This window comes from Pantoea sp. SGAir0180 (genome assembly GCF_043546245.1).
On record NZ_CP028071.1, the window covers coordinates 1,905,367 to 1,917,567 of the forward strand.

At 54.3% G+C, this 12,201-nt stretch carries 12 protein-coding genes and 3 tRNA genes; 11 read left to right on the forward strand and 4 right to left on the reverse strand.

Annotated elements, in window-relative coordinates:
- The first annotated feature begins 15 nt into the window (after positions 1–15).
- From C1N58_RS08890 to rnt, 3 genes are all read left to right on the forward strand, one after another.
- Positions 16–1,113 (forward strand): alkene reductase, encoded by a 1,098-nt coding sequence (locus tag C1N58_RS08890; protein WP_039340582.1) that lies wholly within the window; start codon positions 16–18, stop codon positions 1,111–1,113.
- Between the two features lie 113 nt (positions 1,114–1,226).
- Positions 1,227–1,634, forward strand: a complete 408-nt coding sequence (gene gloA, locus C1N58_RS08895) for a lactoylglutathione lyase (protein ID WP_033741163.1) — start codon at positions 1,227–1,229, stop codon at positions 1,632–1,634.
- Positions 1,635–1,756: 122 nt separating this feature from the next.
- On the forward strand, positions 1,757–2,428 hold the full coding sequence (gene rnt / locus C1N58_RS08900; protein ID WP_394564809.1) for a ribonuclease T: 672 nt from the start codon (positions 1,757–1,759) through the stop codon (positions 2,426–2,428).
- 38 nt (positions 2,429–2,466) lie between these two features.
- On the opposite strand, the gene C1N58_RS08905 is transcribed toward rnt, so the two are convergent.
- The gene (locus C1N58_RS08905; protein ID WP_170317969.1) at positions 2,467–2,802 is read right to left on the reverse strand and encodes a Grx4 family monothiol glutaredoxin; all 336 of its coding nucleotides are present in this window, start codon (positions 2,800–2,802) and stop codon (positions 2,467–2,469) included.
- Positions 2,803–3,165: 363 nt separating this feature from the next.
- On the opposite strand from C1N58_RS08905, the gene C1N58_RS08910 reads away from it, so the two are divergent.
- Complete coding sequence (locus C1N58_RS08910; protein ID WP_394549534.1) at positions 3,166–3,984, forward strand: C40 family peptidase; 819 nt, start codon at positions 3,166–3,168, stop codon at positions 3,982–3,984.
- Between the two features lie 194 nt (positions 3,985–4,178).
- Here the strand turns inward: C1N58_RS08910 and C1N58_RS08915 are convergent, their stop codons facing one another.
- Positions 4,179–4,268: a cytochrome bd-I oxidase subunit CydH gene (locus C1N58_RS08915; protein ID WP_100208612.1), complete on the reverse strand. Its 90-nt coding sequence runs from the start codon at positions 4,266–4,268 to the stop codon at positions 4,179–4,181.
- 282 nt (positions 4,269–4,550) lie between these two features.
- On the opposite strand from C1N58_RS08915, the gene purR reads away from it, so the two are divergent.
- Positions 4,551–5,576, forward strand: coding sequence for an HTH-type transcriptional repressor PurR (gene purR, locus C1N58_RS08920; protein WP_006118983.1), 1,026 nt, complete (start codon positions 4,551–4,553; stop codon positions 5,574–5,576).
- On the opposite strand, the gene punR is transcribed toward purR, so the two are convergent.
- On the reverse strand, positions 5,573–6,478 hold the full coding sequence (punR, locus tag C1N58_RS08925; RefSeq protein ID WP_394549536.1) for a DNA-binding transcriptional activator PunR: 906 nt from the start codon (positions 6,476–6,478) through the stop codon (positions 5,573–5,575). The genes purR and punR overlap by 4 nt on opposite strands.
- A gap of 108 nt (positions 6,479–6,586) precedes the next feature.
- On the opposite strand from punR, the gene punC reads away from it, so the two are divergent.
- Both punC and cfa read left to right on the forward strand, forming a co-directional pair.
- Positions 6,587–7,789: a purine nucleoside transporter PunC gene (punC, locus tag C1N58_RS08930; RefSeq protein WP_394564810.1), complete on the forward strand. Its 1,203-nt coding sequence runs from the start codon at positions 6,587–6,589 to the stop codon at positions 7,787–7,789.
- A 284-nt stretch (positions 7,790–8,073) separates the two neighbouring features.
- Positions 8,074–9,222 (forward strand): cyclopropane fatty acyl phospholipid synthase, encoded by a 1,149-nt coding sequence (cfa, locus tag C1N58_RS08935; RefSeq protein ID WP_033741158.1) that lies wholly within the window; start codon positions 8,074–8,076, stop codon positions 9,220–9,222.
- Positions 9,223–9,409: 187 nt separating this feature from the next.
- Here cfa and C1N58_RS08940 read toward each other — a convergent pair whose 3' ends face one another.
- Positions 9,410–10,078 (reverse strand): riboflavin synthase, encoded by a 669-nt coding sequence (locus C1N58_RS08940; protein ID WP_033741155.1) that lies wholly within the window; start codon positions 10,076–10,078, stop codon positions 9,410–9,412.
- Between the two features lie 193 nt (positions 10,079–10,271).
- Between C1N58_RS08940 and C1N58_RS08945 the strand changes: the two genes are divergently transcribed.
- The 4 genes from C1N58_RS08945 (at position 10,272) to C1N58_RS08960 (ending at position 12,041) form a co-directional block, all read left to right on the forward strand.
- Positions 10,272–11,645, forward strand: coding sequence for an MATE family efflux transporter (locus C1N58_RS08945; RefSeq protein ID WP_282498730.1), 1,374 nt, complete (start codon positions 10,272–10,274; stop codon positions 11,643–11,645).
- A gap of 152 nt (positions 11,646–11,797) precedes the next feature.
- Positions 11,798–11,874: transfer RNA gene (locus C1N58_RS08950), tRNA-Val, on the forward strand.
- A 3-nt stretch (positions 11,875–11,877) separates the two neighbouring features.
- Positions 11,878–11,954 (forward strand) — tRNA-Val (locus tag C1N58_RS08955).
- A gap of 10 nt (positions 11,955–11,964) precedes the next feature.
- Positions 11,965–12,041 (forward strand) — tRNA-Val (locus C1N58_RS08960).
- Positions 12,042–12,201 lie beyond the last annotated feature (160 nt).

The window sequence follows — 12,201 nt, forward strand, 5'->3', positions numbered from 1 at the left end:
TTGAAAGGAGTTGTTATGGCGAGTACTCAGTTGTTTCGTCCGTTAAAAGTGGGCGCAATTACCGTTCCTCATCGTGTCTTTATGGCCCCACTGACGCGTTTACGTAGCATCGAACCGGGCGATATCCCGACGCCGTTGATGGCCGAATACTATCGCCAACGTGCGGGTGCGGGGTTAATTATCACTGAAGCGACTCAGGTCTCCTTCCAGGCGAAAGGTTATGCGGGCGCGCCAGGCCTGCACACGCAGGAACAAATTGCCGCGTGGAAAGTCATCAATGAAGGCATTCATCAGGCAGGCGGCCACAGCGCAGTCCAGCTTTGGCACACCGGCCGCATTTCACATAACAGCGTTCAGCCTGAAGGTAAGGCACCGGTTGCACCGTCCGCCATTCCGGCAGGCACCCGCACCTCATTGCGTGCTGAAGACGGCAGCGTGTATCGCGAAGATACCTCGATGCCGCGCGAGCTGAGCGTCAGTGAAATCCAGCAGATTGTGGCGGATTTTGGTCAGGCAGCCGCCAATGCGCGTGAAGCTGATTTCGACCTGCTGGAACTGCACTCTGCTCATGGTTATCTGATGCATCAGTTCCTGTCGCCGTCGTCTAACCATCGTACCGATGCCTACGGCGGCAGCGTGGAAAACCGTGGCCGTTTTGCGCTGGAGGTCGTCGATGCCGCCATTGCTAACTGGTCCGCAGACCGCGTAGGTATTCGCGTGTCGCCTGTTGGCAGTTTCCAGAACCTGGATAACGGTCCGAACGAAGAAGAAGATGCGCTGTGGTTTATCGCTGAGCTGGCGAAACGCAACATCGCTTATCTGCACATGTCCGAACCGGACTGGGCAGGCGGCACGCCTTACAGCGATGCGTTCCGCCAGAAAGTGCGGGATACCTTCCCGGGCGTCATCATTGGTGCCGGCGCCTACACCGTCGAAAAAGCCGATGACCTGATCAGCCGTGGCCTGATCGATGCCGTTGCGTTTGGTCGTGACTACATCGCCAACCCGGATCTGGCGCAGCGTTTACAAAAAGATGCTCCGCTTAACCCACAACGTCCCGAATCGTTCTACGGCGGTGGCGCAGAGGGCTATACTGATTATCCTGCGCTGTAAAACAGCAGGCAGCCGTGAGAAGGTGTCACGGCTGCGGTTATTGTTTGGCGATGATCGTCGCTATACTGCGTATTTATGTCATCCGGGGATGACGTTTTTTTAAAGAGGAAACTATGCGTTTACTTCATACCATGCTGCGCGTTGGCGATTTACAACGCTCAATCGATTTTTACACCCGTGTGCTGGGCATGCGTCTGCTGCGTCAAAGCGAAAATGCTGAATATAAATATACGCTTGCGTTCGTCGGCTACACCGAAGAGAGCGAAGGCGCGGTGATTGAACTGACCTATAACTGGGGCGTAGACAGCTACGACCTGGGGAATGCTTATGGCCACATTGCGCTGGGCGTTGATGATGTCGCGGCGACCTGTGAACGTATCCGTAACGACGGCGGCAACGTGACCCGTGAAGCGGGCCCGGTGAAAGGCGGTTCCACCATCATCGCCTTCGTTGAAGATCCTGACGGTTATAAGATCGAGCTAATCGAAAACAAACATGCCGGTCACGGCCTCGGTAACTAACCGTTGCCGCCCATCAGCCTGCCCCCTGCAGGCTGATTCTTACTTCCCTCGCCCACATCTGCTGCAGAGAGTGCGCTTTTTTGGCATACTACGCGCTGCCCTTTTTCTGCAATGAGATCCTGATGTCTGAATCGTCTTCCCCCAACGCACTCAATCAACGCTTTCGTGGTTTTTATCCTGTCGTGATCGATGTTGAAACGGCGGGCTTTAATGCGCAAACCGATGCGCTGCTGGAAATCGCTGCCATCACCCTGAAAATGGATGATGAGGGTTGGCTTCATCACGACGAGACGCTGCATTTTCATGTGGAACCTTTTGTCGGTTCGCTCCTGCACCCTGAAGCGCTGGCGTTTACGGGCATCGATCCCACGAATCCCTTGCGCGGCGCAGTCACCGAATATGAGGCCCTGCATGCCATTTTTAAAATGGTGCGAAAAGGCATCAAAGAGACCGGATGCAACCGCGCCATCATGGTCGCTCACAACGCCACGTTTGATCTGAACTTTATGAATGCGGCGGCGGAACGTGCGGGCCTGAAACGCAATCCCTTTCATCCCTTTGCGACCTTCGACACGGCCGCGCTGAGCGGACTGGTGCTGGGCCAGACCGTGCTGGCAAAAGCCTGCAAAGCCGCAGGCATGGCGTTCGACAGCAGTCAGGCGCACTCCGCACTCTATGATACACAGCAAACGGCGACCTTATTTTGTGAGCTGGTTAACCGCTGGAAACGGCTGGGAGGCTGGCCGTTAGCTGTTACGGAAGCGTCGGCGACGGGTGGAGAAACAACCGAGTAACGCGCGTAAAAAAGGCCGACGAGGTCGGCCTTTTTCAGTTATTCCGCTTCTTTAAACTTCTCAGCGGTTTCTTTGATTAACGGCTGCAACTCGCCGCGCTGGAACATTTCAACAATAATGTCGCAGCCGCCGACCAGTTCGCCATCAACCCATAACTGCGGGAACGTGGGCCAGTTGGCGTATTTTGGCAGCTCTGCGCGAATATCCGGGTTCTGCAGAATATCCACGTAAGCAAAGCGCTCACCACAGGCAGACAACGCCTGGACCGCCTGCGCAGAGAAACCGCAGCTTGGCAGTTTCGGCGAACCTTTCATGTACAGCAGGATCGGGTTTTCTGCGATCTGGCGCTGAATTTTTTCTACAGTACTCATTATTGCCTTCCTTAATTCGTCACTTCGTGTTTCTTTATTGTAGCGACTTCACGCCAGGACTGAAAACGAGATTTTGGCTCGTCTGACGTTAAATCGCCATGTTTGCTAAGTAAGCTGGTCAGGCATCCGCAGGAAACTGTGACAAAGACTATGAATGTATTCATAATTTGCAATGAATTTGCTGTTATAAGAGACTGAAATTCCTGATTTATGCCTGATTTTTATCCAGGCCAGCAATTAATAAAAAAGGACTTACTCTTTTAAAAAAAACTGGACTAGAATGACTTCGGCGCTGATCGGTGATCAGATTTTTCTTAACTTTGTCAGAGACCTGTTTGATCTGACAGCTTAACCAGTAAACGGACTATGCGTTCAATCATTACGCTTCTTATTCTGGCTTTTGCGCAACTCTTCTTTAACATCGCTGCTGCCTCCCCGCATGCGACGGTTAAGGCCAGCTTGCATAAGGTAGAGAAAAAAAGTGCGCGCGACGATGATCGGCGCAAACGACGCGCGGTTAAAGCCTCATCTAAAAAAAGTCGCGCCTCCGCTGTTCAGAAAGTCAGTAAGACCACGAAAACCAGCAAAACGACCTCTCACACCATCACGCACAAAACACTCGCTAAAACGACTGCCTCGCACAAGACGCTGAGCAAAAAAGTCGCCGCCAATGCCGCCAGCAAAAAACGGTATGGTCATCAACGTGCTGCGAAGGCGTTAACGGCAGACAATACCGAAACCGGCACCATTAAAATGAGTAAAGCGCATCGCCAGCGTTACCAGAAAGCGCGTGAAACGGCGATGGCAAAACTGATGGGGCAACTTGGCAAGCGTTATCAGTGGGGAGGCAAATCGCCCCATACGGGTTTTGATTGCAGTGGCCTCGTATGGTACGCCTACAAAGACGTCGTGAAGTTTAAGATCCCCCGTACCGCTAACGAAATGTACCATCTGCGGGATGCAGCACCGGTCAACCGCGAATCCCTTGAAAAAGGCGATCTGGTTTTCTTCCGCATCAACGGGCGTGGAACCGCAGATCATGTCGGGGTTTACCTGGGCAACGGTAAATTCATTCAGTCACCGCGTACCGGTAAAGATATTCAAATCAGTGCGTTGAGCGAAGATTACTGGCAGCGCCATTATATTGGTGCGCGTCGCGTTATGACGCCAAAGACCGTTCGCTAAACGTCCTTCATACAAAAAAGCCGGGAAAGGCAGCTTCCCGGCTTTTTTATTGCCCATATCGCCCCGATTGTGCAGCGGGGTGTTCCGGGCGAAAATGCCGCACTTGCCGGTGATACGGTCTGACAGACAGGACGTATCACCGGCAAGGCTGGACGCGCAGTCAGCCAGTATAGCGTCGCTGCAAACGAATGCGGCTAGTGCAGAATAGCGGTGAAGCTAAACGCGATGATCATTAACAGTGCGGCTGCCGTCGTCATTAATGACAGTTTTAAATCGGTACTCATCCCCTCTCCTTTAACCCTGACGTTTGTAAGGTTATAGCATTTTCACATACGCGTGGGTAAAAATCTCGTTTTATCCGCACAGCCTTGTTAGAATCCCCCCTTTGTTGCGCAACAGCGCGCAATATCGGTTGCGTCCGCGCCCTTTTCAGACGTTATTTCCTGCCCTGATGACTCAATACCGGACAGAAAAGCGATGTTTTTCGCAGAAATAACCGTCCGCTGACGCAAACGTTTAACAATATGCTTATCAATAATTTAGATAGGCCCGGGAGTTCGATTTACATGGCAACAATTAAAGATGTGGCGAAGCGTGCGGGCGTGTCCACCACGACCGTCTCACACGTCATCAATAAAACGCGCTTTGTCGCAGAAAATACCTGCGAAGCGGTGTGGGAAGCGATTCGGGAACTGCATTATTCTCCCAGCGCAGTCGCGCGTAGCCTGAAGGTGAATCACACCAAAACGCTGGGCCTGCTCGCCACGTCCAGTGAAGCGCCCTACTTTGCTGAAATTATCGAAGCCATTGAGAATCACTGCTTCGATAAAGGCTATACCCTGATTCTGGGCAACGCACATAATGACCTGCAAAAACAGCGCGCCTATCTGTCGATGATGGCGCAAAAGCGCGTTGACGGGCTTCTGGTGATGTGTTCAGAGTATCCGGATGATCTGCTGCAAATGCTGGAAGCGAACCGCAATATTCCGATGGTGGTGATGGACTGGGGCGAATCCCGTGCCGACTTTACCGATACCGTACTGGACAATGCTTTTCAGGGCGGTTATCTGGCGGGACGTTATTTGATTGAGCGTGGTCATCGCGATATTGGTGCCATTCCCGGCCAGATGGAGCGTAACACGGGAGGCGGTCGCCATGCCGGTTTCCTTAAGGCGCTGGAAGAAGCGGGTATTCAGCCACGTGCCGAATGGATTGTGCAGGGTGACTTTGAACCCGAATCTGGCTATCAGGCCATGCAGCAGATTCTGTCACAGAAGCAGCGCCCAAGCGCCGTATTCTGTGGGGGCGACATCATGGCGATGGGCGCAATCTGCGCGGCCGACGAAATGGGCCTGCGCGTGCCGCAGGATATCTCCGTCATTGGTTACGACAATGTGCGCAATGCGCGCTATTTCACTCCGGCACTGACCACGGTGCATCAACCTAAAGCCCAGTTGGGTGAGAAAGCGCTGGAGATGTTGTTAGATCGCATTACCAGTAAGCGGGAAGAGTCGCAGACGATTGAAGTCCACCCGACGCTTATTGAGCGACGCTCGGTGGGCTATGGTCCTTATCGCGATTACCGCCGTTAATCCTCGCTCAACCACTCCTGATTTAGCGTTTGCGCATCGCCCAGGTACTGGAGTAACCACCCCAGCGCCGGTGATGCGCGATCTTCCGCCCAGCTGACGCAGCAGGGACTTTCCGGAAACGCCTGTGGTAAGTTCAGCTCTGCCATCTCGCCGCTGTCCAGTAAGGGCCGCGCTAAATGGCCGGGTATCATCGCGACACACAAGCCGGCGCGCACGCAGTCCAGACCGGTTTGCCAGTCCGGGACCACCAGCCGGCGTTGGTTATCCAGCGCCCAGGTCATACGACGCGGTAACGCGCGTGACGTATCTTCCAGCACCAGAGAAGGCCAGTAGCGCAACGCCTCATCATCCAGCGTAGCAACCTGCGTCAGAGGATGCTGATGCGCCACCACGCAACGCCAGTTCAGGGTGCCCATATCGCGAAAGGCGAAACGCCCCCCCACCGGAATCGCCTGTGTCGCACCTATCGCCACATCCACTCGCCCGTCTGCCAGCGCATCCCAGACGCCGTTAAAGACCTCATAGCTGATGTGCAACTCCATGTCGGGAAAATGACGGTAAAAATCCCTGACAAACTGCCGGGTCCGCTGCGGTTTGACGATGCAGTCGACGGCAATACCAATCTGACCGCGCCAGCCGTTGGCGAGCTGTTGACACTGACGTCGTGTGGCATCCATTTTTTTGATAACGCTGCGCCCTTCCCGCACGAAATGCTCGCCCGCCGGCGTGAGAATCACCTCCCGGTGCTGGCGTTCAAACAGCGGCACAGCCAGCCAGGTTTCCAGCTGGCGAACGGTATAGCTGATGGCAGAAGGCACACGGTGCAGTTCCTGGGCGGCCGCGCTAAAGCTGCCACCGCGTGCGACCGCATCCACCACTTCCAGCGCATATTCAGACCACATAATTTGCCTTCAAAATTTTTAACAGCAACAGGCAAATTTTACCGTTTCACAGCGTGAAGTACAGCTTTTACACTGCCCCGCGTTTATTCTGCAACTGATGAGAACCCGATGTCCGCTTCAAAAGGCTTTATTCCCTATCTTGCCGTGCTCAGTATGCTGGGCTTTCTGGCAACCGATATGTACCTGCCCGCCTTCGGCGCTATGCAGCAAAGTTTTAGCACGTCAGCCGGGATGATCAGCGCCAGCATGAGTCTGTTTCTGGCCGGTTTTGCCTGTGGTCAACTGGTCTGGGGCCCCTTATCTGATCGGTTGGGGCGTAAGCCGGTGCTGCTGGCAGGCCTCGCCCTGTTTGCTCTGGGCTGTGCGGGTATGTTGTGGGTAGATAATGTGATCCTGATGCTGGTACTGCGTTTTGTGCAGGCTATCGGCGTGTGCGCGGCGGCCGTCAGCTGGCAGGCGCTGGTCGTCGATCGCTATCCTCAGTCACAGGCTAATAAAGTCTTTGCTACCATTATGCCGCTCGTCGCGCTGTCTCCCGCCCTGGCGCCGTTACTGGGCGCCTGGCTGATCGGCCATTTTCACTGGCGCGCCATTTTTGCGGTGCTGACGGGAATTGCTGTGGCGCTCATCCTGGTCACGCTGCGCCTGCCTTCGCCGCAAAAAAAGCAACGTTCCCCTGCTCCGCAGCCTGGGTTTCTGACGCTGCTGCGCGCACGTGCCTACAGCGGTAACGTACTGATGTATTCCGCCTGCTCAGCCAGTTTTTTTGCATGGCTGACGGGTTCGCCGTTTATCCTGGCTGATATTGGTCTGTCTCCTGCGGATATCGGGCTCAGTTATATTCCCCAAACCATCGCCTTTTTAATCGGCGGGTTTGGCTGCCGTGCGCTGCTCAACCGGTTTTCTGGCGCAACGCTGCTGCCGTGGCTGCTCGGCGTCTATAGCCTGAGTGTCGGGGCGCTGTTTGCCGTCGCGCTTTCGGGAAGCCCGTCACTCACGGCGTTACTGGTGCCGTTCTGCGGCATGGCGCTGGCAAATGGCGCGATTTATCCGATTGTGGTGTCCAGTGCGCTGCTGCCCTTCCCAAATGCCACCGGGAAAGCGGCGGCATTCCAGAACACGCTTCAGCTCGGACTCTGTTTTGCCGCCAGCCTTGCGGTGTCCGCAGGCTTGATCCAGGCTCTGTTTACGACCACGCTAATTATGATGGTGACGATTGGTCTGGCATGGATGGGCTATCAGCTACAGCGCGGCGCCGGCGCACAAACTGATATTGCCTCATCTGCACATCCCTGCCAGGATAATCACTGAGGCAACGATTTGCGTGTTACCCGTTTTCACTGACTGAATCAGGGTCTGCCAGTGTGCCTCCTCTGCCAGACCCACTCGCACTGTCATCATAATAAAAATGTTTCACACAGCCTTCAGGCTGTGACGGCATCTGTGTGAGCAACGCTGCATGGATACCGACGTTTTCTCTTCTCTGTACCCTTTTTGTTGTCTGGCGCAAGGCGTCATCTGTGACTTTTCTCATAATCCTGAGAAACAGCTCCTGCTTTTTCTCAGGTTCTGACGGTTCTGGTGATGGAGTGGCTATGAGTTCATCATGTGTAGAAGAAGTAGGCATCGAACGTAACCATTGGTATCGCATCGTTCAGGAGTTACTGCAAAAAGCCGATATTGAAATTAACGGTTCGCGGCCCTGGGATATTCAGGTTAAACACCCCGATTTTTTCAAACGGGTTCTGCAGAAAGGATCGCTGGGCCTGGGCGAGAGTTATATGGATGGCTGGTGGGAATGCGAGCGGCTGGATATGTTTTTTCATCGGGCGCTGAAGCATAAACTCGACGAGCAACTGCCGCATCATATTCAGGACATCCTGCGTATTGCGCTGGCGCGTCTGGTGAACCTGCAATCCAAAAAGCGGGCCTGGCAGGTGGGTAAAGCCCACTACGATTTAGGCAACGATCTCTTCAGCCTGATGCTGGATCCTTACATGCAGTATTCCTGCGCGTACTGGAAAGACGCCACCACGCTTGAGGCGGCGCAGGAAGCCAAACTCGATATGATTTGCCGCAAGCTGCAACTCAAACCGGGAATGCGCCTGCTGGATATCGGCTGCGGCTGGGGCGGCCTGGCGGCCTTTGCCGCCAGAAATTATGGCGTGAGCGTTCAGGGCGTAACCATCTCGGCAGAGCAACAAAAACTGGCTCAACAGCGCTGTGAGGGGCTGGATGTCCAAATCCTGTTGCAGGACTACCGCGATCTCGATCAGCAGTTTGATCGCATTGTGTCCGTGGGCATGTTTGAACATGTCGGGCCTAAAAATTACCCCACCTATTTTGCTACGGTCGATCGCAACCTGAAGCCTGACGGGATTTTCCTGCTTCACACAATAGGCGCGATCAAAACGGATATGCATGTCGATCCCTGGATTGGCAAATATATCTTTCCGAACGGCTGCCTGCCTTCTTTGCGCCATATCGCCGACGTCAGCGAACCCCATTTTATTATGGAAGACTGGCATAACTTTGGCGCGGACTATGACACGACATTGATGGCCTGGCACGAACGCTTCTTACATGCCTGGCCGCAGCTTGCCGGGCGCTATGACGAACGCTTCCGCCGCATGTTCACGTACTATCTGAATGCCTGCGCGGGTGCGTTTCGCGCCCGCGAGATCCAGCTATGGCAGGTGGTGTTTAGCCGAGGCATAGAGGGGGGATTGCGCGTAGCACGGTAACAGGACGCGCTGCGGTTTGGCGCCGCGCATTGCCCGAACCGGCTCATGTCGGTTGACTGAGATGCCGGGGCGACGAAACGCGACGGCGCGTCAGCGGTTTCCCGATAAAAAAGCAGCCCTGATAACAGGGCTGCTTTTTTTGCAATACCCGCATGCGGATGACAACAAGATTGTTGCCAGGCGGGCCTTATTCGTGATCGGCTTCCGGCTGATCGGCCTGCTCCGCAAGTGCCTTCACGGCAGCGGCTTCACGCTGCGCCAGCACGCGCTCTACCGTATCCACAATGGCCTGTGTATGGGGATCGATTTCAATGTTGACCCGATCGCCAAAGGTTTTGGCTCCCAGAGTGGTGCGCTCCAGCGTTTCAGGAATCAAATGGACGCAGAACTTCGTTTTTGTCACATCACCCACAGTCAGACTGATGCCATCAATGCCGACAAATCCTTTGTGCAGGATGTATTTCATCTGCAGAGGATCCTGAATCCTGAACCACACTTCGCGGTTGTTTTCAGAGCGGATAATTTTGCAAATTTCTGCCGTGGTCATGATATGGCCCGACATCAGGTGTCCGCCAATCTCATCACTGAATTTGGCCGCGCGTTCAATATTCACCACGTCGCCCTGGCGCAAGTCGCCCAGATTGGTCACGCGTAAGGTTTCTTTGATCAGGTCAAAACTCACCAAATCACCGTTAATCTCGGTAACGGTCAGGCAACAGCCGTTATGGGCCACGGATGCGCCAAGTGCCAGGCCTGGCACCAGTTCAGCGGGAAGCCGGACAACATGAGTACGGAATAAACCTTTATCTTCAATGGACACGATTTCTGCGGTGCCCTGCACAATACCGGTAAACATAATCTTTGCCTCTGTGAAGTTTGCCTCCAGTTTATCACAGGCGCGCTTAACTTTTAGATTTCAACGTGCTGAGAGATGCGCAACCGCAAAGCGTGACAAAGATTGGAGAAATCGGCTGCGGCAGTTACACTAGTCCCGACTTCGCCTGAAGTCGTCCTCATTTCCTTATTAATCACACAAGTCAGGTGTTTACGTGCAGAAGTATTTAACAGAAGCGCGTCAATTGCTGGCCCTCGCGATTCCCGTTATCCTGGCTCAGGTGGCGCAAACCGCGATGGGATTTGTAGATACCATTATGGCCGGCGCCGTCAGCGCCACGGATATGGCCGCCGTCGCTGTTGGCACGTCCATTTGGCTTCCCGCCATCCTGTTTGGTCATGGTGTTTTACTGGCATTGACGCCGACCATTGCGCAACTTAATGGTTCAGGTCGCCGCGAGCGCATTGCTGAACAGATTCGTCAGGGGTTTTGGCTGGCGTTTTTTCTCTCATTGCTCATCATGCTGGTCCTCTGGAACGCGGGCTATTTTATTCGCTCGATGCATGATATCGATCCGCTGCTGGCTGAAAAAGCGGAAGGTTATCTGCATGCCCTGCTGTTTGGCGCGCCGGGTTACCTGTTTTTTCAGGTGATGCGTAACCAGTGCGAAGGGCTGTCTAAAACCAAGCCCGGCATGGTGCTGGGCTTTCTGGGATTGATGCTCAACATTCCGCTCAACTATGTCTTTATCTATGGGCATTTTGGTATGCCCGCGTTGGGCGGTGTGGGCTGTGGCGTCGCTACCGCCTCCGTTTACTGGGCGATGTTTATCTGTATGCGCTTTTGGGTGCGGCGCATGCGCAGCATGCAGGATATCCGGCCTGAACAGCGCTGGTCACCGCCCTCGGCCGCCATTCTGAAACGTCTGGCCGGTCTGGGCCTGCCTGTCGCCCTGGCGCTGTTTTTTGAAGTGACCCTGTTTGCCGTGGTGGCGCTGTTAGTCTCCCCGCTGGGCATTGTGAATGTGGCCGGTCACCAGATTGCCCTGAACTTCAGCTCACTGATGTTCGTGCTGCCGCTGTCACTGGGCGTCGCGACAACCATTCGCGTGGGCTATCGTCTGGGTCAGGGATCAACCGAACAGGCGCGCGTGTCCGCCTGGACCGCGCAGGGCGTGGGCGTGAGTATGGCCGTGCTTACGGCGATCTTTACGGTGACCTTCCGCCATCACATTGCGCAGCTCTATAACGATAACCCCGACGTAGTGACGCTGGCTGCTCAACTGATGATGCTGGCCGCCATTTACCAGATTTCGGATTCCATTCAGGTGATTGGCAGCGGTATCCTGCGCGGTTACAAAGACACAAGGTCTATTTTCTTTATAACCTTTATCGCCTACTGGCTACTGGGGCTGCCTTCAGGGTATATCCTGGCGTTGACCGACTGGGTGGTGCCGCGCATGGGCCCGGCAGGATTCTGGTGTGGGTTTATTGTCGGCCTGACCTCAGCCGCCGTCATGATGCTGTGGCGGGTTCGGCGTTTGCAGCAACTCCCGGCCGCGTTAATCCTTTCGCGCGCATCGCGTTAAAAGCAGAACGGGCCGTAACAGGCCCGTTACGTTCAAAAAAACGACGCTTCGCACAGATGATGTTCATTCATTTGCAATTTTGCGTTTTTCCCCTTGCCAGTCTTCTGCGCTGTCGTTAATATTCGTCCCCGCTGTCGCCCTGACAGCATGTTGCGCTCTTAGCTCAGTTGGTTAGAGCACCACCTTGACATGGTGGGGGTCGATGGTTCGAGTCCATTAGAGCGCACCAAGTGCGTCCGTAGCTCAGTTGGTTAGAGCACCACCTTGACATGGTGGGGGTCGGTGGTTCGAGTCCACTCGGACGCACCAAATTTATTTTGCGCTCTTAGCTCAGTTGGTTAGAGCACCACCTTGACATGGTGGGGGTCGATGGTTCGAGTCCATTAGAGCGCACCACTCTTTTACTTCCTTTCTTCACTTGCGCAACAACCCATTTCTTGATTTACATTGCCTTTACGTACTGTTTTTCGATTGGTTTTCGCATACTTAGTGATTATACTGGCCGCGTTGTTTACTTGAAAGGTTTCAGCGACTACGTGCTTATGACGATAATTAA

Excerpts from the sequence above, each read along its gene's own strand:
- C1N58_RS08915 (WP_100208612.1), bottom strand. The coding sequence starts at position 4,268 with ATGAGTACCGATTTAAAACTGTCATTAATGACGACGGCAGCCGCACTG.
- purR (WP_006118983.1), top strand. The coding sequence starts at position 4,551 with ATGGCAACAATTAAAGATGTGGCGAAGCGTGCGGGCGTGTCCACCACG.
- C1N58_RS08940 (WP_033741155.1), bottom strand. The coding sequence starts at position 10,078 with ATGTTTACCGGTATTGTGCAGGGCACCGCAGAAATCGTGTCCATTGAA.
- rnt (WP_394564809.1), top strand. The coding sequence starts at position 1,757 with ATGTCTGAATCGTCTTCCCCCAACGCACTCAATCAACGCTTTCGTGGT.
- C1N58_RS08910 (WP_394549534.1), top strand. The coding sequence starts at position 3,166 with ATGCGTTCAATCATTACGCTTCTTATTCTGGCTTTTGCGCAACTCTTC.
- C1N58_RS08890 (WP_039340582.1), top strand. The coding sequence starts at position 16 with ATGGCGAGTACTCAGTTGTTTCGTCCGTTAAAAGTGGGCGCAATTACC.
- gloA (WP_033741163.1), top strand. The coding sequence starts at position 1,227 with ATGCGTTTACTTCATACCATGCTGCGCGTTGGCGATTTACAACGCTCA.
- punC (WP_394564810.1), top strand. The coding sequence starts at position 6,587 with ATGTCCGCTTCAAAAGGCTTTATTCCCTATCTTGCCGTGCTCAGTATG.
- punR (WP_394549536.1), bottom strand. The coding sequence starts at position 6,478 with ATGTGGTCTGAATATGCGCTGGAAGTGGTGGATGCGGTCGCACGCGGT.
- cfa (WP_033741158.1), top strand. The coding sequence starts at position 8,074 with ATGAGTTCATCATGTGTAGAAGAAGTAGGCATCGAACGTAACCATTGG.